The sequence below is a fragment of the Streptomyces venezuelae genome (assembly GCF_008642335.1).
GTDB lineage: Bacteria > Actinomycetota > Actinomycetes > Streptomycetales > Streptomycetaceae > Streptomyces > Streptomyces venezuelae_F.
The window spans coordinates 6,240,251-6,261,359 of record NZ_CP029191.1; the positions used below are offsets into that span (position 1 = coordinate 6,240,251).

16 protein-coding genes are annotated in these 21,109 nt (G+C 73.9%); 5 read left to right on the top strand and 11 right to left on the bottom strand.

The features are described 5' to 3' along the window. Positions 1-6: 6 nt before the first annotated feature. Genes DEJ49_RS28140 through DEJ49_RS36060 form a run of 4 tightly spaced genes read right to left on the bottom strand, consistent with a single transcriptional unit; the run spans position 7 to position 3,969 of the window. Positions 7-1,926 carry a VgrG-related protein gene (locus tag DEJ49_RS28140; protein ID WP_150186693.1) on the bottom strand — a complete coding sequence of 640 codons (1,920 nt, stop codon included), beginning with the start codon at positions 1,924-1,926 and terminating at the stop codon, positions 7-9. After that, positions 1,926-2,684, bottom strand: a complete 759-nt coding sequence (locus DEJ49_RS28145) for a LysM peptidoglycan-binding domain-containing protein (RefSeq protein ID WP_150186694.1) — start codon at positions 2,682-2,684, stop codon at positions 1,926-1,928. The genes DEJ49_RS28140 and DEJ49_RS28145 overlap by 1 nt, the downstream gene beginning before the upstream one ends. 1 nt (position 2,685) lies before the next feature. Next, positions 2,686-3,123, bottom strand: a complete 438-nt coding sequence (locus DEJ49_RS28150; RefSeq protein WP_150186695.1) for a phage tail protein — start codon at positions 3,121-3,123, stop codon at positions 2,686-2,688. A 57-nt stretch (positions 3,124-3,180) separates the two neighbouring features. Next, positions 3,181-3,969 carry a hypothetical protein gene (locus DEJ49_RS36060; RefSeq protein ID WP_190329465.1) on the bottom strand — a complete coding sequence of 263 codons (789 nt, stop codon included), beginning with the start codon at positions 3,967-3,969 and terminating at the stop codon, positions 3,181-3,183. Between the two features lie 250 nt (positions 3,970-4,219). Between DEJ49_RS36060 and DEJ49_RS28165 the strand changes: the two genes are divergently transcribed. Together DEJ49_RS28165 and DEJ49_RS28170 are read left to right on the top strand one after the other, a co-directional pair. Beyond that, on the top strand, positions 4,220-4,597 hold the full coding sequence (locus tag DEJ49_RS28165; protein ID WP_150186697.1) for a hypothetical protein: 378 nt from the start codon (positions 4,220-4,222) through the stop codon (positions 4,595-4,597). Positions 4,598-4,747: 150 nt separating this feature from the next. After that, positions 4,748-5,659 (top strand): hypothetical protein, encoded by a 912-nt coding sequence (locus DEJ49_RS28170; RefSeq protein ID WP_150186698.1) that lies wholly within the window; start codon positions 4,748-4,750, stop codon positions 5,657-5,659. A gap of 1,251 nt (positions 5,660-6,910) precedes the next feature. Here DEJ49_RS28170 and DEJ49_RS36065 read toward each other — a convergent pair. The 4 genes from DEJ49_RS36065 to DEJ49_RS28190 form a co-directional block, all read right to left on the bottom strand. Next, a complete protein-coding gene (locus tag DEJ49_RS36065; RefSeq protein ID WP_190329466.1) occupies positions 6,911-7,078 on the bottom strand; it encodes a DUF6760 family protein in 168 nt (55 codons plus the stop codon). Next, positions 7,075-7,521, bottom strand: coding sequence for a hypothetical protein (locus tag DEJ49_RS28180; RefSeq protein WP_150186699.1), 447 nt, complete (start codon positions 7,519-7,521; stop codon positions 7,075-7,077). Before DEJ49_RS28180 ends, DEJ49_RS36065 begins: the two co-directional genes overlap by 4 nt. After that, positions 7,521-7,964, bottom strand: a complete 444-nt coding sequence (locus DEJ49_RS28185; RefSeq protein WP_125515614.1) for a phage tail protein — start codon at positions 7,962-7,964, stop codon at positions 7,521-7,523. The genes DEJ49_RS28180 and DEJ49_RS28185 overlap by 1 nt, the downstream gene beginning before the upstream one ends. A 63-nt stretch (positions 7,965-8,027) precedes the next feature. Beyond that, on the bottom strand, positions 8,028-9,626 hold the full coding sequence (locus tag DEJ49_RS28190; RefSeq protein ID WP_150186700.1) for a phage tail sheath family protein: 1,599 nt from the start codon (positions 9,624-9,626) through the stop codon (positions 8,028-8,030). 564 nt (positions 9,627-10,190) lie between these two features. On the opposite strand from DEJ49_RS28190, the gene DEJ49_RS28195 reads away from it, so the two are divergent. From DEJ49_RS28195 to DEJ49_RS28205, 3 genes are all read left to right on the top strand, one after another. Further along, positions 10,191-14,297 carry an AfsR/SARP family transcriptional regulator gene (locus DEJ49_RS28195; RefSeq protein WP_150186701.1) on the top strand — a complete coding sequence of 1,369 codons (4,107 nt, stop codon included), beginning with the start codon at positions 10,191-10,193 and terminating at the stop codon, positions 14,295-14,297. Positions 14,298-14,412: 115 nt separating this feature from the next. Continuing rightward, positions 14,413-16,041 (top strand): peptidoglycan-binding domain-containing protein, encoded by a 1,629-nt coding sequence (locus DEJ49_RS28200; RefSeq protein ID WP_150186702.1) that lies wholly within the window; start codon positions 14,413-14,415, stop codon positions 16,039-16,041. A 5-nt stretch (positions 16,042-16,046) separates the two neighbouring features. Next, positions 16,047-17,429 (top strand): hydrogenase expression protein, encoded by a 1,383-nt coding sequence (locus DEJ49_RS28205; RefSeq protein WP_150186703.1) that lies wholly within the window; start codon positions 16,047-16,049, stop codon positions 17,427-17,429. 27 nt (positions 17,430-17,456) lie between these two features. On the opposite strand, the gene DEJ49_RS28210 is transcribed toward DEJ49_RS28205, so the two are convergent. The 3 genes from DEJ49_RS28210 to DEJ49_RS28220 all read right to left on the bottom strand — a co-directional run bounded on the left by DEJ49_RS28210 (position 17,457) and on the right by DEJ49_RS28220 (position 20,891). Beyond that, positions 17,457-19,478, bottom strand: coding sequence for an AAA family ATPase (locus DEJ49_RS28210; protein ID WP_150188516.1), 2,022 nt, complete (start codon positions 19,476-19,478; stop codon positions 17,457-17,459). Positions 19,479-19,492: 14 nt separating this feature from the next. Continuing rightward, positions 19,493-20,137, bottom strand: coding sequence for a DUF4255 domain-containing protein (locus tag DEJ49_RS28215; protein ID WP_150186704.1), 645 nt, complete (start codon positions 20,135-20,137; stop codon positions 19,493-19,495). A 67-nt stretch (positions 20,138-20,204) separates the two neighbouring features. Beyond that, a complete protein-coding gene (locus tag DEJ49_RS28220; RefSeq protein WP_150186705.1) occupies positions 20,205-20,891 on the bottom strand; it encodes a response regulator transcription factor in 687 nt (228 codons plus the stop codon). Positions 20,892-21,109: the final 218 nt, after the last annotated feature.

Below are 21,109 nucleotides of genomic sequence, written 5' to 3' on the forward strand. Positions count from 1 at the left end.
TCGACGCTAGAAAGGAATGCCATTGCGCAGCACGGCAGGTGCGGTCAGGGTGACGGTCGCCGGTGACGTGATGGCCGCGGCGGCGCCCGCGTTGACGGCCACCGCGCCCGCGGCGGTCACGGAGACCGCGCCGACCGCGTTGACGGCGACGGCGCCCGCCGACTTGAGGCTGACGACACCGGTCGCGTTGATGTCCGCCATGCCGCCCGCGTTGACACCGAACTTGGCGCCCGCCTTGATGTCGACCGCGCCGCCCGCGCTCATCGTCAGCGAACCGCCCGCCGTCAGCGACAGGTTGCCGCCCGCCCTGATGCTGACGTTGCGGGTCCCCGAGATGGACACCGTGCCGTCGCTGCGGATGGTCACGCTGGTCCGCGCCTCGTCCATGTGGACGGTGAGGCGGCCGTTGCCGGTCTGCAGCCGGATGCCGCTCTTCATGCGGGACTTGGCGTCCACGAGCTCCATGGTGTGACCGCTGCGCGAGGAGACGGAGCGCCAGTTGACCCGGCCGCTGGTCGGGTCGATCGGCTGCAGCCCGTCGGTGTTGGGCGTCGGCTTGTCCCGCCCGTTGTACAACCCGGCGAGAACATAGGGGTGTTCCAGAGACCCCCGGTCGAAGGCGACGAGCACCTCGTCGCCCACCTCCGGCATCATCAACCCGCCGCCCCGGACGCCGCCCAGCTGCGCGATACGGCACCAGTCGCTTTCGTACGTGTCCGAGAGCCACGGAAAACGCAGCTTGACCCGGTTCATCTTCAGCGGGTCCTTCGCGTTGCTGACCAGCGCCATCGCGACGCCCGGCATCGGCGGCGCGGCGTCCGCGCCGCCCGACGCGAGCCCGTACAGGGAACGGAACTGACGCCCCGAGACGGTCAGCCACGTCGTGAACGGCCGCCCGGACTCGAAGAGATGACGCACCCCGGTCGCCGTGTACTTCCCCTCGAAGGGGAACCCCGCCCCCTTCAGCGCCACGGGACGCCCCGGCCGCAGATCGGGGTTGCCGGTGACGGCGACCTCCAGTTCGGCGAACGACCCCGCCACGTCGTCCGCGAGCGACCGGGCGGCGTGCGTGACCTGCGCCTGCGTCGTGTACGGCCACCCCGTATCCGTCAGCTCCGCCTTCCCGAACGGCTGCGACAGCTGCCCGGGCGTGATGTCGGCGACGATGTCCTTGCTGCGGACCGCGGGGGACTGCGCGGACAGGGCGCGCTTGGCCCGCATGTCCCACCCGCGCACCCCGGCCGTCGCGACCTGGCCCGCCGCCGTCACCGCGACCCGGCTGTGCAGCGCGTTGTGCCTGAACTCCAGGACGTACGGGCTCTGCGCGGCCGGTGTCGAGTCGGAGGGCGCCCCGGAGGCGGGCGCGAGCTTGGCGAAGCACAGCTTCCCGTCCTCGTCGAAGGACAGGTGGGTGTCGTTCTCCTGCGCGAGCCGGGAGAGGAAGTCCCAGTCGGTGATGTTCGGCTGGGTCGCCAGTTCGTACACCGTCGGAGTCGACTCGATCTTCCCGAGCTTCACCTTGTTGGCGGCGGCGACGCGGCGCACGATGTCGGACGCCGTCATGTTCGGGAAGCCCTCCACCCGGCGGTTGCGGAGCAGCCGGTGCCCCGGGTCGTAGCCGCGCACGACGAGCTGCTTGCCGCCCGCGTCCGCGTCGACCTCCAGGGCGGTGACCTCACCGGTCAGCATCGGCTTGCCGCGCACGCCGTCCGTGAACGGGCACAGGACGGCCTCGGCGCCGACCTTGATCTGCGGGAACTTCTCCAGGATGTCCCCGCCTTCGTCGACGAAGGTCAGCTGGAAGGCGGACGGCACGTTCACACTGGCGTCCACCCAGCCCTCCACGAGCAGCACGGCGAGCTTGTCGGGCAGGACGGACCCGCCGATCTCGGCGTGCAGGACGCTCGTGTACGTCTTCTCACTCATCAGGACTCCACGTGCGAGGGGGCGGTGACGGGGCCGGGCCGGGCCTCGTCGGCGGCGGGCAGCAGCAGCTCGGTGCCGGGCCGCAGCCGCATCGGGTCGTCGATGTCGTTGGCCTCGGCGATCAGCCGCCAGCGGGTGGCGTCCCCGTACTCCCGCCACGCCAGCGACGCCAGCGAGTCACCCGCGACCGTGCGGTGCACACGGCGCGCGGAGAGCGCGCCGGACGTCGGGTTCTGCCCCTTGGTGGGCATCGACACCTCGGTCAGCGAGAGCGAGCACGTGGCACGGATCGGCTCACCGGTCGGATTGAAAAGGGTGTACGTGGCGCTGACATTGGTCACGTACGCCACGAACTGCACGGTGTTGAACGACCCCCACGAGAAACGCACCCACGGCGGCGAGGGCCGCTTGGAGCTGACGCTCTGCGGAGTCACCTCGCAGCACGACAGAAGCATCTCGACCTGCTTCTGCACCTTCCCCGAGTTGGGCGTGCCCGACGAGTCGAGGAACACCTCCAGCTGGAGGGTGGCGGGCGCGGCACCGGTGAACTTCGGCGGCGCGCCACGCGTGTACGCGACCGCACGCTGCGTACGCCACTCAGCCGACCGCGCCATCTGCAGCTGCGTCGGATTGAACTGGAACTCCACCTCACCGATCCGCCCGCCCATCGACCCGCCGAGGTCGGTGGGCGGCTGGTGGATGGCGAGCGCGGCGCGCACGAGGCTGGCGCCGGCCTTTCCGCCCGTGGGCGCGGCCATCTCAGGCACCTCCCGCGTCGGTGAACCCGTGGTGCGCGATCTCCAGCGTCTCCGTCGCCACGGCGGGACTGTCCGGACTGAGGCTCGGCCCCTGCCAGCGCACGGGCAGCACCTCGACGAGCCCCCACTGCGCGACGATCGAACCGTCCGCGCGCAGCGCCGCGATCTGCGCGGTCGGCCGCGAGATCCCCGTCGCGATGGACGAGATCCAGGCGGCCACGCGCGCGGTGTCGGCGGTCAGCGGCCGGGTCAGCCGGATGGTGGAGAAGGTCACGCGGGTCGGCAGCTGCCAGACGAACCCGTTGTTGCCGCCCTCCTGCCGCTGCTCCACCTCCACCTCGGAGGAGAGCCCGTCGCACCCGTTGAACAGGCCGAGGTCCTGGCCGTCGATGGTGAGCTTGAAGAAGACGGTGGAGCCGGGGTCCTTGGGCGAGGGCATGGTTTCTCTTTGCTGTGGAGGTGGTTTGGGTTCGGTCTGGTTGCGGTCGCTCGTCCGCTAGCGGCCGTGGTCGCGGAGTCGGCCCACCCGCTCGCGGTCACTGCGCAACTCCGCGCGGAGCAGCCGCGACAGCGGGGCGAGGAGCCGCCGTGCGAGGTCGTCGAGGTCGGCCGGGGCGGCGGCCTCGGGGGCGAGCCCGGGTTCGGAGCCGGGCTCGGCGTGCTCCGCCCGGGCCGGGGCGGGCGCTTTGGTCTCCGCGGGGGCGGGCCGGGGTGCCGGGGCCGGAGCCGGGGCGGGCTGCACCGGGATGGATACCGGTGGCTGCGCCTGGGGCTGTGGCTCGGGCCGCGGGGGCGCGGCGCGTCGTTGGACGGCGGGCGCGGTACGGACGAGGGGCGGGGTGGGGCTCGGCGTGTGCCGGGGCGCGGGAGCACCGGGCTTCGCGAGGGGTACGACGACGGGCGCGACGCCGCCGTTGCCGGGCGCGTGCGTGTGCGTGTGCGTTGTGGCGTGCGGCGCCGGGGTCGTCGACTTCTGCAGGGGTACGGGGGTGGGGGCGGTCGCCGCTTGTGCGGGGGCGGGCGACGTGCTCGCGGTGTGCGGCGTCAGGCCCCGGGCGGGGATGAGGGGGTACTGCTCCGCGGCGGGCCGGTAACTGCCGGGGGCGACGCGGCGGTTGATGGGGACGACGGGGAGCGGGTGGGGTGACGGCTGCTGGTGTTGCTTCGGGGCCGGCGCGGGTGCGGGCGCGGATTCGTTGGCGGTCGCGGGGGCGGGTGCGCCGGGGTGGGGGTGGTTTTGGGGCGCCGGGGCGGCGGAGGGTGCGGGTGTGGGTGCGGGTGCCACGGCGGCCGATCGCTGGACGGGTGGCACGGGTGCGCCTATGGCGGTGCGGCGCGGGCGGTTCTGATCCCCGGCTGTGGGGGCGACCCGGTTCGGGTGGTCTTGGGGTGCCGGTGCCGGTACCGGGGCGGGTACCGCGTTCGCTGAACGCTGGACTGGGGGCACGGGGGCGCCGATCGCGGTGCGGCGGGGGCGCGTTTGGCCACTGGCCGTGGGGGTGGGGCCGTCGGTCTTCGGCTGAGGCGTAGGAGCGGTGGGCGGCACGGAGCTCGCCGACCGCTGCACGGGGGGTACGGGTGCGCCGATCGCGGTGCGGCGCGGACGGGTCTGGCTGCTCGCCGTGGGCGCTGCGGGTGCGGATGCGGGTGCGGGTCCGGCGTTCGTCGGCTGGGAGGTGGGGCGGGTGCCCTTTTGGACGGGTGCCGTGGGCGTGGTTGCCGCGCTGGTCGCCCCCTGGACGGGGGGCGTTGGGCCCTGGGCTGGGGTGGCGTTGGGGTTCGCCGTCCTCGGGGCAGGGGGGATCGGCCCGTCGACCGGAGTGCGGCTGCCCACCGTGGGGGCGGTCGTGGGCTCGGGCGCGGGGCGGTTGGCCGCCGTCCGCTGGACGGGGGCCTCGCGCGGGGCGCTCTGAGGTGCGGGCGCGGCGGCCGTCGACTCGTGCGGGGCACTCTTCGGCGCCGGGGCGCCCGCTGCGGGACTGCTGTTCGCCGCCCGCTGAACGGGAGCCTCGTGCGGGCGGCTCTTCGGTGCGGGGCTGCTCGTCGTGGGCGTGGATGTGGACGTGGGCGTAGGTGTGGGGGCGGACTGTGGCGCGGGGCTGTTGGTCGTCGCCTGCTGGGCCGGGGTCCGGTGCGGGGTGTTCTGCGGTGCGGACGCGCGGGGCGTGCTTGTCGTGGGCGCGGGTGCGGGGCCGTTGGTTGTCGCCTGCTGGGCCGGGGTCCGGTGCGGGGTGTTCTGCGGCGCGGACGCGTGCGGCGTGCTTGTCGTGGGCGCGGGTGCGGGGCCGTTGGTCGTCGCCTGCTCGGCCGGGGACCGGTGTGCGGCGTTGTGCGGTGCCGACGGGCGGGGCGTGCTTGTCGTGGGTTCGGGTGCGGGACCGTTGGATGCCGACCGCTGCACGGGCGCCCGGTGCGTGGTGTTCTGCGGTGTCGACGCGTGCGGCGTGCGCGTCGTGGAGGTGGTGGTGGGCTTGGGCGCGGGCCCGTTGGATGCCGACCGCTGCACGGGGGCCTCGTGCGGGTTGCTCTGTGGTGCTGATGCGCGGGGAGTGCTTGTCGCGGGTGCGGGTGCGGGGCCGCTGGTCGTCGCCTGTTGGGCGGGGGCCCGGTGCGGGGTGCTCTGTGGTGCGGACGCGCGGGGCGTGCTTGTCGTGGGTTCGGGTGCGGGGCCGCTGGTCGTCGCCTGTTGGGCGGGGGCCCGGTGCGGGGTGTTCTGTGGTGCGGACGCGCGGGGCGTGCTTGTCGTGGGTTCGGGTGCGGGCTCGTTGGATGCCGACCGCTGGACGGGCGCCCGGTGCGTGGTGTTCTGCGGTGTCGACGTGCGGGGCGTGCTCGTCGTAGGCGCGGGCCCGTTGGATGCCGACCGCTGCACGGGCGCCCCGTGCGGGTTGCTCTGTGGTGTCGACGCGTGCGGCGTGCTTGTCGTGGGCGCGGGTGCGGGAACGGTGGTCGCCGACCGCTGCACGGGGGCCTGACGCGGGGTGTTCCGCGGTGCGGGTACGGCCGCACCCGCCTCGTGCGGGTGGTTCTTCGGTGCCGGTGCCGGTGCCGGACTGTTCGGGTTGGCCGCGGCGTCGGTCGCCGTCCGCTGGGCGGGGGCCTCGCGCGGGGTGCTCCGCGGCGCGGGCGCGTCCGGTGCGGTGTCCTGCGCACGGCTCTTCGGCGCCGGGGCGCTCGCCGATACGGGGCCCGTGGACGCCGTCCGCTGGACGGGGGGCTGGGGCGGGGTGTTCGTCGGTGCCGGGCCGCTCGCCGCGGGCGCCGGCTTCGGGGCCGGGGCGGTGGGAGGCTCGGGCGTGGCGCTCTGCGGCGCGGGCGTGCCGGTCGGCGTACCGGCACCGGGCTGCGCGCGCTGGACCCGGCGTATGCGGGGCCGTCGCTGTACGGGCTCAACGGGGGAATTCGCCCGTACAGCGACGGGGTCCGTGGCCGCGGAAGCGGCCGGGGACCCCGGGCCGGTAGGGGGTACCGGCCCGGGGACGTCGGTGGGCGGAGCGTCGGATGCGACGCCTCGCGCGGCAGGGCTCGGCGCCGGACCTGCCGCGCCGACAGGGAACAGCCGGCGCTGCGGCACCACGCCGGGCGCCGCCGACACGAGCGGCGAACGCCGGGTCGTACGCGAAGGCCGCGCCACGGCAGGGCCGCTCGCCGGAGCGGGCACCGACCGCGCGGCGGCGGACCGCTGCACCGGCGCCGCGGCGGACGGGGACGGAGCGCCGACGCCGCCCGCCTCGGGAGACGCGGCCTGCTCCTCCGTACCGGTCTCGCCCATCCCTCGTACCGGCAGATGGAGCGAGGGCAGGTCGAGGTCGCCCGGCCGGCCCGCCACCGGCGTCAGGACGTCGTGCAGCACGCCTCCGGGCGCGGAGGCACGTACCGCATGCCCCAACTCCCCGCCGAAGGACGGGTTCTGGTGTGTGGCGAGCATCGCGCCGAAGCCCTGTTCGGCGACCGTCCGCGGCGCCGCGAGCACACGCTGGACCGGCGGCAGGGCGGCCCACCCGCCACCGCCACCGCCGCTGACGACGCCGGCACCGGATCCGACACCCAGGCCGGAGCCGGAGCCGGATCCGGACTCAGCAGAGGCAACCTCCGGAGCCGCCGGAACAGCCGCACCCGGCACCTCCGCACCGGAAACTTCCGCACCCGGCACCTCCGTACCCGGCGCCCCCGCCTCGCCCCGCGACCCCCGCCGCCACTTGAACAAGCCCATCACTTACCTCGACTCACCGACCGGTCGCCCTAGCCTCCGCCTGCTCCACCAACGTGGCGGTCCGCCCCACGTACGCGCGCCGGTCCGCGTGTTCGAGGTCGAGGATGTCGTCCATGCCCCAGTGGAAGTGGTAGGCGAGGTACGCGACTTCCTCCTCGATGCGGTCGGCCGCGTACGTCACGATTCCCCCAGGCGGCTCCCGGCCAGCTCCACCTCGAAGGACTCCGAGCAGTGCGGGCAGGCCACCGCCGCGCGGGTGTGGCCCTCCGCGTTGATCTGCCGGTAGAAGTCCTGGAGGAAGGCCAGGTCGGAGGCGAACATGTTCTCCACCGTGCCGTCGTGGACGGAGCCGAGCGTGCCGAGCCGGGTGATGACCCGGCCCAGCAGCACGACGGACAGGTAGGCGGGGTTCTCGCGCACCCGTACGTCCCGCAGCGGCACCAGTTCGTCACGTGCCGTCGCGAGCCGCATCGCGCCGTTGCGGTGCACGGTGCCGGACTCGTCCACGAAGCCGCGCGGCAATTCGAACTCGAATTCCGTGCGCAGCGGTTCGCGGACGCCCGTCACCGCGCCGGGCACCGTGCCCGCCCCCGCAGCCGCCCCCGCCGGACCCTCGCGCCGCATTATTCGATGACCAGCTCTTCGAAGACGATGGTGACCTGCTCGGTCAGCGCGGCGGCGTCGCCCGCCTTGACCCCGCTGGTCTCCACCTTGCTGCACCAGGCGTTGCGCAGGTTGTAACGCTTCACCGGGTTGTTCTGGTAGTCCATCATCATGATCGTCGCGTTCTTGCGCGCCGAGCCCATGTCGCCCGCGATGGACTTGTTGATCCACTCGCTGAAGACGGGGCTCTGCGTCATGCCGCGGGTGACCGTGCACTCGCCGGCCTTCTTCACGCCGGGCATCTTCTTGACGACGGGCTTGCCGTCGGCCGACACCTGCTGGTACTCGATGACGTCCTGCTCCATGGACAGGCCGCTGACCTCCTGGAGGTACTCGACCATGACGCCGTCGATCTGGAGGCCGAAATTGTGTGTGGTGAGGGCGTCACCGGGCTGCAGAGACAAGGGGTTTCACTCCTGTTGTGCCTGTTGTGATGGTTCTCGGGGGACGTGCGGCGAGTATGTGGACTACTCCTCCAGTTCGCCGCCCCCGCCGGAGAACTGGGCGAGCCGGAACACCACGAACTCGGCGGGCTTGACCGGCGCGATGCCGATCTCGCAGACGACCCGGCCGAGGTCCACCGACTCCGGAGGGTTGGTCTCCTCGTCGCACTTCACGTAGAAGGCGTCCTCGGGGCGCGCGCCGAACAGGGCACCGGAGCGCCACTCGTTGACCAGGAACGCCGAGACGTTGCGACGGATGCGCGCCCACAGGGCGTGGTCGTTCGGCTCGAACACCACCCACTGGGTGCCGATGAGGATCGACTCTTCGAGGTAGTTGAAGTAGCGGCGCACGTTCAGGTAGCGCCAGGCCGGGTCGGACGCCATCGTGCGCGCGCCCCACACGCGGATGCCGCGGCCCGGGAAGGCGCGGATGCAGTTCACGCCGATCGGGTTGAGCAGGTCCTGCTCGCCGCGGGTGATCTGCAGGTCCAGGTCGACCGCGCCGCGCACGATCTCGTTGGCCGGCGCCTTGTGCACACCGCGCTCGGCGTCGTTGCGCGCCCAGATGCCCGCCATGTGGCCGGACGGCGGCACGACCACCGACTGACCGGAGGCCGGGTCGAAGGACTTGATCCAGGGGTAGTAGAGGGCGGCGTAACGGGAGTCGTAGCCGGCCAGCTCCTGGCGCCACTGCCGGACCTGGCGGGCGTTCAGCGACGGCGGCGGGTCGATGATGGCCATCCGGTCGCCCATGAGCTCGCAGTGCGAGATGAGGCCGAGCTGGACCGCCTTGACCTGCTCCTCGTCGATGATGCCCTGCTGGTACGCGGCCATCAGGTCGGGCACCGCGACCATGTTGATCTCGTCGAGGGCCTCCAGGCCGCCGAAGCCGGTGCGGTCCGAGGAGTCGCCGATGAACTGGGCGGTCTCGACGCGCGACACATGGCCGTTCGAGTCGGGCACGGCGGGGGTGGCGGGAGCCGGGGGCGCCAGGGTCACGGTCTGCGCGTCGGGCTTGGCCAGCTGGCCGCCCGCCGTGGAGGCCTCTTCCAGGGCGATCGTCTTGGAGCGCTGCCTGACCTGCGTGACCACGTAGTTGCGGGCGGTCTTCTTCGCGCTGACGTCGAAGTTCTCGACGACCTTGTCGCCGTCCTTGACGATCAGCTTGAAGCGGTCGGCGGCGCCCTCGCCCTCGCCGTCCTGCACCTCGACGGTCAGCGCGCCGCCGTCCGTGGTGCCCGCGGTGATCGCCGACACGGTGAACGCGCCGAGCGCCACGGGCTCGCCCGCGGTGAGCTCCTTGGGGGCCTGCGCCCGCGTCTGCTGGGCGGGGGCCTGCTGCCGCGTCTCGGCCGCGTCGGTGCCGCCGACGCGCACGATGTACGCCGCGCTGCCGCCGTTGTTGAAGAACCCGTACACCGAGTGCGCCAGGTAGTACCCGTCCGTGAACTCGCCGAACGCGGCCACGTACTGCGACCAGTTGGTCACCAGCGTCGGCTCGTTGAGCGGTCCCCGCGGCGCGAGGCCGACGAAGGCCGCGACGGAGGTGCCGACGCCTTCGATGGGCCGCGAACCGCTGGCGACTTCCTCGATGTAGACGCCGGGGGACAGGTAGTTGGGCATGCTGCTGTGCTCCAAGGCTCGAGGGGTGGCGAGGGTGTGGCGGGCGGACCGGCGCTGCGCCGGTGCGGCTGCCGCTCGTTCCCCCTGTGTGCCGGCCGTGTGCCGGTCCCCGCTGGTTCGTACCTTGTCGACGATGTCTCACGCGCGGGCCGGTGCGTAGAGACGGAAGGACGTCAGTGAGGGCAGATGCCGCTGCCCGTTCAGCCGTCGGGCGGACGCCGCCGACCTGTGCGTTCGCGGCGGCGGCCGCGCGTGCCGGGTCGGTACGGGGTGCGTTGCCCGTCCGGTCATCGGCCCGGGGGCGGAGGGCAGGCCGGGGGCGGTGCGACGGGCGGGGTGTGAGCGGCTCGGTGCGGGGCACGGCCGAATGTGAAGGGTCGGTGGCGCATATGCCACGCCCCGGGTGCCCGGCACGTCAACAGCTGGTCAACATGGTGGCGCAAGTGACCCGCACGAGTCGGCGGACCTCTGGGGCTGACGTAACGTTTGGTGCGTACGGCCATCCGTGGCGCGTACGAACGGGCACTTCGCGGTGCGTCACAGGGCAAGGGGTGCGGGCTGACAATGCGGGGCGACGCGGGCGGCCGCACGGGCCGCGACGGCGGGAGCGGGGCCGAACCGGGGGACCGGGACGGCCTGGGCGGGCCGTTGTGGTTCCAGGTCCTCGGGCCGGTGCGGGCCTGGCGCGACGGGCAGGCCCTGACGCTCGGGCCCCCGCAGCAGCGGGCGACGCTGGCCGCGCTGCTGCTGCGCGGCGGGCGGCCGGTGTCGGCGGCGGAGCTGGTGGACGCGCTGTGGGACGAGTCGCCGCCGCCGCGCGCGGTCGGCACGCTGCGGACGTACGTCTCCCGGCTGCGCGCCCTCCTCGAACCGGACCGGCGCGCCCGCGAGCCCGCGCGGCTCCTGGTGTCGGCGGGCGACGGCTACGCGCTGCGCGTCCCGCGCGGCGCGCTCGACGCGAGCGAGCTGGAGGACCGGGTATCGGCGGCGCGTACGCTGCGCGGCGCCGGTGAACTCCCCGACGCCTACGCCGAGTTGACGGCCGCGCTGGCCCTCTCCGACGGCGCGCCGCTGGCCGGGCTGCCCGGCCCGTACGCGCGGCGTCAGCGGGACCGGCTCACCGAGCTCTCCGTCACCGCGCAGGAGGAGTTCTTCGCCTGCGCGCTCGAACTCGGCTGCCACGGCGAGACGATCGCGCCCCTCAGCGTCTTCGCGGCCGAACACCCGCTGCGCGAGCGCGCGCAGGCCCTCCTCATGCTCGCCCTGCACCGGGGCGGCCGTCGTGCGGACGCGCTCGCGGCGTACGAGACGACGCGCCGCACGCTGGCGACGGAGCTCGGCGTGGACCCGGGCAGGGAACTGACCACGCTCCACGCGGCCCTCCTCCAGGGCACCCCCTTGCCCTCCACGGCCCTCCCATGGCCGGGCCCCGGCCCTTCCGCCCACACGGCACGATCCCGCGCCGCGGCCCAGCGACGCGAGCTGTCCGGGCGCGCGCCCGGAATGAGGGGGTGGGCACCCGCCGACACCGGGTCCGGCGGGGCGCCCGGGACGGGGCGTGGCGAGGCGCCGTCCGGGACCGCGCGTGGCGGGGCGCCCGGGACGGGGAGTGGTGGGGTGCCGTCCGGGGTTGCGTGTGGCGGGGCGCCCGGGACGGGAAGTGGTGGGGCGGCGTCCGGGATCGCGCATGGCGGGGCGCCCGGTTCGGCTGGTGATGTGGCGCACGGTGCGGCAGGTGGCGGCGCGTCCGCCGGGGCATCTGGCACGGTGCGGGCCACGGCACCCGGTGCGGCGGCGGGTGTGGCGTGCGGCTCTGCGGACGATGCCGTGTCTGGCACGGGTGTCGGTGCGGTTCCGGGCGTGGGGTCTGGCGGGGTTCCTGGTGTGTCGTTGGGTGTGGCGTGCGGCTCTGCGGACGATGCCGTGTCTGGCACGGGTGTTGGCTCGGTTCCGGGCGTGGGGTCTGGCGGGGTTCCTGGTGTGTCGTCGGGTGTGGCGTGCGGCGCTGCGGACGATGCCGTGTCTGGCACGGGTGTTGGCGCGGTTCCGGGCATCGCGTCTGGTGCGGTTCCTGGTGTGTCGTCCGGCGTGGCGAACGGCTCTGCGGGTGACGCCGTGTCCGGCACGGGTGCCGGTGTGGTGTCGGGGGTGGGCTCCGACGCGGTTCCGGGTGTGGCGTGCGGCGGTGCGGGTGACGGTGTGTCCGGCGCTACCGCTGGTGCCGTGTCCGGCATGGCGTTGCGTGGGATGACCGGGGCGGTGTCCGGCGCCGAGAAGCCCGTCGTAGTCCCCGGTCGTCTATCCGGCGCCGTACCATCCCTGCCCGGCACCGCCCCCGCCGTCCCCGTCGCCCCCACCGACCTCACCGCCCGCCCCCTCCCCCTCAGCGTCCCCGCCCCCCTCCACACGACCGTCCCCAGCCCCGTCCGTGCGTCCGCCGCCCCCCTCACTCCCGCCCAGCTCCTTCCCGACGTGCCCGACTTCGCGGGGCGGGAAGGCGAGGCGCGGGTGTTGACCGAGACGTTGCGGGCCGCCGTTTCCGGGAGTGCGATGGCCGTGGCCACGCTCACCGGGCTCGGCGGCGTCGGCAAGACCGCGCTCGCCGTGCACGTCGCCCACGCCTTACGGGACGAGTTCCCCGACGGACAGCTCTACGTCGACCTGCGCGGCGCCGACGCCGCCCCCGGCGTGGACAGCGGCAGCGCGCTCACCGGGTTCCTGCGCGCGCTCGGGGTACCGGAGAGTGCCGTTCCGGATGGGCTCGATCAGCAGACCGCGCTTTATCGTTCGCTCCTCGCGGGGCGGCGCGTCCTCGTGTTCCTCGACAACGCGCGCGCCACCGCGCAGGTGCGGCCGCTGCTGCCCGGCGCGCCCGGCTGCGCGGTCCTCGTGACCAGCCGCTCGCGGACCATCACCCTGCCCGGCGCGCGCCTCGTCGACGTCGAGACGATGGACGAGCCGCAGGCACTCGGCCTGCTGAACGCCATGCTCGGCGCCGAGCGCGTGGCCGCGGAGCGGGACGCCGCACGCGAACTCGTCGCCGTCTGCGGCGGGCTGCCGCTCGCCGTCCGCATCGCCGCCGCGCGCCTCGCCGCACGGCCGGGGCGCCCCATGGCCGACCTCGTCGCCCGGCTGCGCGACGAGCGCCGCAGGCTGGACGAGCTGCGGGTGGACGATCTGGGCGTCGAGGCGACCTTCCGGCTCGGGTACGAGGCGCTGGAACCGGGGCTCGCCCGCGCCTTCCGCATGGTCTCGCTCTGCTACATGCCGTCCTTCTGCCGCGGCGCGGCGGGCGCCCTGCTGGGCGTCGACGAGGAGGAGGCCGAGCAGGCCGTCGAGCGGCTGGTCGACGCCGGGCTGATGGAGCTGCACGGCGAGGACCGCTACCGCTTCCACGACCTCGTACGGCTCTTCGCGCGCCGCCAGTGCGAGCTGCGCGAGAGCGCGGCCGAACGTGCCGCCGCGCGGCTGCGCTTCCTCGACTACGTCCTGGCCACCGTCATCACCGCGATCCGCCGCACGAAGCCGCACAGCGTCCTGCCCGAGCTGCTGCACCGGCCCGACTCCGACGGCAAGGCGCTGCCCGACGAGGCCGCCGCGCACGACTGGCTGGTCGTCGCGCACTCGCGGCTCTGCGACGCGGCGGAGAACGCGCTGCGACACGTACCGGACGAGGCGGACGAGGCGAATGAGGCGGGCGAAGCCGCCGACCGGGGCGCCCCGGATTCCCGCACCCCACCCGGGCTCCGCCCCGTCGTCGACCTCCTCACCGCCTGGTCCCACCTCGTCGTCGGCACCGCCCGCCACCGCGACCTGGAGCCCCTCGCCGAACTGGCCCTGCGCACCGCACGGCGGCACGGCGACGACCGGTCGGCCGCCCGCGCGCTGCGGCTGCTCGGCGCGCCGCACTACGGCACCGAGACGTACGGCCGCGCCGAACAGGCGCTCCGCGAGAGCCTGCACCTCGCCGCGGGCTGCGGCGACCTCCTCGTCGGCGCCGAGGGCAGCCACGAGCTGGCCATCGTCCTCATGGGCACGGGGCGGTTCGCGATGGCCCTCGAACAACTGCGTCTCGCGTACGCGAGGTTCGGCGCGCTCGGCGGGCACGACGACCGGATCCGCATCCTGTCGCACATGGCCCGCGCGTACGTCGCCCTGGGCCGGCGCCCGGCGGCGGACACCGCCATCGACGAGGCGGTGCGGCAGGCGCGGCGCTCGGGCAGCAGTCACACGCTCGCGCACGTCCTCTACCAGGCGGGCTGCGCGCTGCTCGCGGACGGCAGGGCGGTCGCGGCGTCGGAGCAGCTGCGCGAGGCACAGCGTCTGCACGGCAGAGCCCGCAACCCGCGCTGGGAGGCGCTGTGCTGGGCCCGTCTCGCCTACTGCGAGCTGGAACAGGGCAGCGTCGGCGAGGCCATGCGCTGCGCGGACGCGGCGCTCGCCGTCGAGGGCGAACTCGGTGACGCGTTCTGCCACGCGCTGGCGATGGCCGCGCGGGGCCGGGCGCTGCTCGCCCTGGGCGACCTCGAACGGGCCAGGGCCGCCCTGCGGATCGCCCACCGCGTCATGGAGCGGCGCGGTGCCCTGGAGGCCGATGAGATCGCCGCTCTGCTCGCCAAGTGGCGGCCACGCGCGGCGACCCACGGACCGGCACTCTCCGCATACGGCTGAGAGCCCGTGTCACGACCCCGGTCCGCGCACCCCGTCCGCAAGGGCAGTGGGGCCTGCCCTTGACGTCGCCCTTTCGTACAAGGAGGGACCCGGAGGTGCGCTCTACCGTGCCCGTATGACGTGGTGGAACTCCCTTGACCCGGCCGCGGTGACCGTTGACCCCGGTGGCCGGGCGACCGTGCGGCTTCGCGTACGCAACACGGGAGACACCGTCGAGGAGTACCGTCTCGGGGTCGTCGGCGCGGCGGCCGGATGGGCCCGCGTCGAACCCGACGTGCTGCGGCTCTACCCCGGCAGCGAGGGCACCGCCGAGATCTCCTTCGCGCCGCCCCGCTCGCCCGACGCCGCGGCGGGACCCACGCCGTTCGGCATCCGCGTCGAGCCGCGGGAGAACCCCGAGGCCCGGGACGTGGTCGAGGGGCAGGTCACCGTCGCGCCGTTCTCGGAGATCCGCGCCGAACTCCTGCCGCCCACCATCGTCGGACGCTTCCGCGGCCGGGCCTCGGTCGCCGTGGACAACCTCGGAAACACCCCGCTGACGGCGGCCCTCACCCTCCGCGACGACGCGGGCCGCCTCACCTACGAGGTCGACCCCACGGCCGTCCAAGTGGCGCCGGGCCGCGCCGCGTTCGCGAACCTGACCATCCGCCCGCAGCAGGTGCTGTGGACGGGGTCCGGGCAGACGCACCCGCTCACCGTCTCCGTGCGCCGCTCCGGCGACGAGCAGGGCCACGAACTGCCCGGCAGCTTCGACCAGCGGCCGGTCCTGCCCCGCAGACTGCTCGCCGTCGGCGGAGTGCTCGCGGCGCTCGCCGTCGCGTCCGTCGTGGCGTGGCTGACCTACGCGCCCGACTTCGACGGCTCGGCCCGCGAGAACCAGGCGGCCGCCGCGCCCGCCGCCGTCCCGCAGGGCGGCGAGAAGAACAGCCTCGACGACGCCCCGGCGCCTCCCAAGGGGGAGAAGGGCGGCGGTGGCGGTCACGGCGGCACGGACTCGGGCTCCGGCGGCACCGGCGGCGGGACCAGCGGCGGCGGCTCCGGCGACGGCGGCTCATCGGGCGGCGGCGCCGGTGGGGCCGAAGGCGGCGGCAGCGACGGCGGCGGCGGTGGCGAGAAGGCCGAGCCCGGCGGCGGCAGCCGCAAGGCGCAGGCCGGCCCGCCCTGGCGGCGCGGCTACGCGCCGGACATCGTCGTCGAGTATGCGCAGCACCGCCTCGCCGCGCTCGGTTCGAAGAATCCCTGCACGCTGACCGGCCACTGGACGCCGGGCGTCATCGACTCCAACACAGAGGCAAAACTCATCTGTTACCAGAAGGCCGTGGTCCGCACCGGCCAGAACTCCGGGAACAACACCGCTCAGATCTTCGAGACGGACGACGTGGGCACGCTCGGCCGTGCCACCCTCACCTCGCTGTGGGCGCAGGGCATCCGGCCCGACGCCGTGCGCTCCGGCGCCGACACCTGGGAGGTCGTACAGCTCCAGGCGGCGTTCTGGTGGGCCTCGCAGGCCGGCATCAGCGACAAGGACCTGGACCGCGACCGTGCGTACGCCGAGCACGGCGTCGCCTACTTCAAGAACGGCCGCAGCGCACCCACCACGGCCAGGTACAGCAGCAACACGGCGGCTCACATCAAGGAGTACCAGGCCTCCGTCGGGCTCCCGGCGACCGGCAAAGCCGACAGCGCGACCCTGCAGGCCCTGGTCGGCGGCAGCGTCCACCACCCCGGCGTGACGGGGCGGTGAGCGGCATGTGGACCTCTCTCGAACCGACGGCGACGACCGTCGAGCCCGGCTCGACCGCGAGCGTGCGGCTGCGGGTGCGCAACACCGGCGACACCGTCGAGGAGTACCGCCTCCAGGTGGTCGGCGCGGCGGCGGGCTGGGCCCGCGTGCAGCCCGACGTCCTGCGGCTGTACCCCGGGGCCGAGGGCACCGCCCAGGTGGAGTTCGCCCCGCCCCGCACCTCGGACGCGCAGGCGGGCCCGACCCCGTTCGGCGTCCGCGTGCAGCCCCGCGAGACCCCGCACACCGTGGACGTCGCGGAGGGCCAGGTCACCGTCGGCCCGTTCACCGAACTCCGCACGGAACTGCTCCCGTTGGTCGTACGCGGCCGACTGCGCGCCAAGGCGTCCGTGGCCGTCGACAACCTCGGCAACCAGCAGCTCACGGCGTCCTTCTCGGGCCGTGAGAACGGCGACGAGCTGGAGGTCGAGTCGGAGCCAGGCTCGGTGCAGGTCGCGCCGGGACGTGCCGCGTTCGCCGACCTCAGCATCAAGCCCGGCGCGGTCAGCTGGGTCGGCGGCACCGTCAAGCGCCCGTTCACGGTGTCCGTGCTGCGGGCCGGGGTGCCGGAGCCGGTGGAGCTGCGCGGCACGTACGTACAGCCGTCGTTCATCCCGCGCTGGGCGATGGCCGTCTTCTCGGTGCTGTTCGCGCTGGGCCTCGCGTTCGCCGTGATGTGGTTCAACCACAAGCCGGCCATGTCGACGCAGGCCAAGGAGAAGGTCGGTGAGCAGCGGGAGCTGCCGCAGACCGACGGCATGAAGAAGGCACCGAGCCCGTCGCCGAGCGCCTCCGAGGAGAAGGAGGAGCCGAAGGAGCCCGCGAACGAGGCCAAGCCGCCGGAGTCCGGCGGGGGCGGCGGCGGTGGCGGCGGCGACAAGAAGGACGACAAGCCGAAGGGCCCCAAGCTGCGCACCATCCGCAGCGCGGAGGGCAGCGGCTGGTACCTGGAGACCAAGCGGGGCGCGAAGGCGGACGGCACGTATGTCGGCCAGAACCCCGAGCTGACGGACGAGTTCGGCAAGAACCAGAAGTGGATCCTGCACCACTACCCGGAGACCGACACGTACTCCCTGGAGGCGGCCAACGCCCCCGGCGCGATCATGGACCTGAAGGTCGGCACGAACATCGTGCAGATCTTCCACGCGCCCCCGGAGAACATCAAGAGCGGTCAGCTCCCCGACAACCAGAAGTGGAAGCTGGAGAGCCAGCCCAACGGCCTGACCCACATCGTCGGGGTCGGCAACGGCGAGTGCGTGGTCGACATGCAGAACGACACGAGCGCGATCACCTGGAAGTGCGACGACCGCAAGAGCATGGGCTGGACGATCTCGGACTGGCCGGAGTAACCCCGGCCAGTCGGAGACCGTCGCCGGTCAGCGTTGCCAGGGCAGGGACGTACCCGGTTCCAGGCGGCCCATCTTGCGGTACTCGCGGCGGGCGCCGGCCCGGACGTCCGCGCCGGACACCGGGCCGCCGTGGCCCGCCGCCTGATACGCGGCGGTCACGGCGGCCGACCGGATGGCGCCGCCGGACAGTTCGAACTCCTTCGCGCAGGCCGCGAGTTCCTCGTCCAGGTCGTCGGCGCAGGGCGTCCCCGTCAGGCACGTGCGCCACAGGGCGAGCCGCTGCTCGACGTCCGGGAACGGGAAGTCGACGACCAGGTCGAGGCGGCGCGTGAACGCGTCGTCGATGTTGGCCCGCAGGTTCGTGGTCAGCACCGCGATCCCGTCGAACGCCTCCAGACGCTGCAGCAGGTACGCGCTCTCCAGATTCGCGTACCGGTCGTGCGAGCTCTTGACCTCCGAGCGCTTGCCGAAGACCGCGTCGGCCTCGTCGAAGAGCAGCACCGCGTCCGTGCGGTCGGCCTCCACGAAGATCCGCTCCAGGTTCTTCTCCGTCTCGCCGATGTACTTGTCGACGACCGCCGACAGGTCCACCACGTACAGGTCCAGGCCGAGTTCACCGGCCACGACCTCCGCCGACAGCGTCTTGCCCGTGCCGGAGTCCCCGGCGAACAGCGCGATGACACCGCGCCCGCGCCCGCCGCCCGTGCGCAGCCGCCACTCGCCGAGCACCTTGTCGCGGTGCCGGGCACGCAGCGTCAGCTCGTTGAGCATCGCGAGCGGCTCGTCCGGGAGCACGAGGTCCGCGAAGCCGACCTCCGGCCTGATCCGCCGGGCGTGCTTGTCGAGCAGCGGCGCGGACTGGAGCCGGGCGCTGCGCTGCAGGTGCGCCACGGTCGGCGCGGTTCCGTCGAACGCGGCCAGTTCGGTGGCGTCCCTTGCCGCGCGCCGGATCTGGGTCCCGCTGAGCCGGTACGGGGCGACGGCCTCGCCGATGTCGAAGTCCGGCTCGTACGCGGGGGAGTGCCGCGAGAGTTCGGTCTGCCAAGTACTGGCCGTGTCGACGGAGTCCTGCGGCGCGTCGAGCACGAGCAGCCCGGCGTCGGGCGCCCACCCCGGGTCGTACGGCTCGCTCCCGAAGAACACGACCGGCACGTCACCGGTGGCGGTCAGAGCCCGCATCAGGGGCCCGGCCCCGTCGGGCAGCGGCCCCACGAGGAGCGCGGCGCGCCGCAGCCGCGCCTCACGGACCAGCGCGACCGCCGCCGCCTCGCCCGCCGTTCCCGACGGCCGGTACCGCAGCACGGGCAGCCCGGCCGCCCGCAGCGCGTCCGCCACCGGCTCGGCGGCGGTGCCCTCCCTGCGCTCGCGCAGATGTACGCGGAGCGGCCGCTCGGCGACGAGGGCGGCGAGCCGGACGGCGAGCGGATGCGCGGAGCCGGCGTCCTCGGCGGCCGGCGCCTCCGACAACTCGACGTCGAGGTCGACGAGCTCCGGGTCGAGCGCGTCGTCCCCGAGCAGCTGCGCCACCACGCGTTCCGGCACGCGCAGCGCCCTTCCCGGCAGCGGGCGGTCCTCCTCCTCCACGACGAGGAGGCCCCCGGCACGCAGCGGTGACCGGGGGTGGAAGCGGCGTCGGGCGAGTGGATCGTGCGGTCCCGTGCCCGAGAGGTCGAGGGCCAGCGTGACGGTGGCGCGGCGGCGCCCGACGTCGTCGTTGAGGTAGCCGTACAGCGGCTCGAAGCGGCGGTCGACGTCGGGGGCGAGGGCGGCGAGCAGGATCTGCTGGTCGAGCGCGCTGAGCCCGAACTCCCGGGCCAGCGAGTCGAGCACGTCAGGACCCTCGCCCGGAGCCCCGCCCACCACACCGGCACCGTCCGTACCCCCGGAGACAGCCGCCGCGGCGGGCAGGGGAGTGGTGGCGAGCCGGAAGGCCGTCTCGGGCGTCACGTACATCCCGCGGAGAGGGTCCGCCGCCGTGGGGTCGTCGGCGGAGCGCCGCTCGACCAGTTCGGCGACGCGCCCGCGCAGTGCCTCGAGCCGCTCGACCATGACGTCGCGCGCGCTCACTCGCCCGCCTCCGTCGCGTTGTCCTCGCGCCGCTTCCGCATCATCCGGGGCCGGGAGTCGCCCGGCTCCCCGTCGAGGCCGCGGACACCGACGACCGCGCCTTCGGTGACCGGCGGTGCCACGTCGTACGTGGGCGAGACCGGGAACGGCACGGTGATCACGACGTCCAGGGACGGCTTGAGCTCACCGCCGAGCGCCGACCAGATGTCGGCGATGGACCGCGCCTCGGGCGGCGGCACCGCGACGGACAGCGGCAGCGTGGCGCCGAGCGAGGCGAGCGCGTCCGGCAGCCGGTCCGGGGGCAGCAGCTCGTGGGAGAGGAGCGTGCCGAGGGCGGCGGAGAGCAGCCGGTGCTCGTCCTCGGGGCGGTTGGTCCAGGCGGTGAGCAGGTAGGAGAGCCGGAACCAGCGGGGCGGCTGCCGCCTGCGCAGCACGATGCCGTCCGGCCCCCGCTCGGCGTAGGCGCCGCGCTCGCGGCGGGCGACGTCCTCGCGGATGTCGTACAGGTACGAGTTGAGCGTGGGTGCGTTGCGCCGTGCCGCCCAGTCGCGGGTCGGTGCCTCGAAGACGACCTCGCCGGTCCCCTCCGGAAGCGCCTCGCGCAGCAGCGCGCGGAGCGCCTCGTCGACTTCGTGGATCACGGCCGCGCTCCCCGTATGGAGGTGGGGAGCCGGTCGGGCCGCGGCATCGGCGGGTCTTGTCGCCGCATTAGATGTACCCCTCCCGCAGCGCGTACGCGACGGCATGCGCGCGGTTCTGCAGCTGCAGGCGCGTCATCAGCGCGTGCAGAACGTTCTTGACGGTGCGTTCGGAGTAGGCGAGTTTCTCCGATATCTGCTTGGTGTCGAGCCCCTCCGCGATCAGCCGTACCACGTCGACCTCGCGGGGCGCCATGCCCAGCGTCGGCACGAGGGCGCCGGCGGCGGACGGTGTGCCGTCGAGCGCGGAGAGCCGGAGGCGGCCCAGCTGGGTCATGAGCCGGTTGATGAGGTCGGGCGGCAGCTCGCCCTCGCCGCGCGCCGCGCTGTGCACGGCCCGCAGCAGCTTCTGCGGGGTGGCCTGGTGGCGCCAGAGGATGGCCCGTACGCCGTACTCGACGACGGCGAGCAGTTCGGGCTCGCGCAGCTCGCTGGCGATGAGGACGACGCGCTGTTCCGTGGACCGGGCGAGGCGGCGCAGCTCGCTGCCCGCCGGGTCGTCGAGCCGGTCGACGAGCATGACGGCGACGCGTTCCTGCGCGGCGGCCGTCGGCGTTCCGGGCGGCGCGGGGCTGGAGCCGTCTGTGGCCCGGTCCACCAGCTCCACGGTGGGCTCGTGCCGTAGATGGCTGATGACCCCGGCCCTGCTGAGGGGGTCGGTGGCGTGCACGGCCACCGAGATACGTGTATCCGACACTGAACTTCCCTGTCTTCCCCCGAATAGCGACGGGCACAGGGTGGCCGGAAGCAATCAACAAATGATTGCCGTTGAATCAACGTGGTTGTTTACGCGTACGTGAGTGAACACTGCGCGGCTGGGGACTTGGTGTGCAGGACCGGTACGGCGGCGTTCCCCCGGGGGACCGTTCCGGTCCAGGTTTCCCTGGTTCGGCCATGAGCCGGGGAAACCGTGCC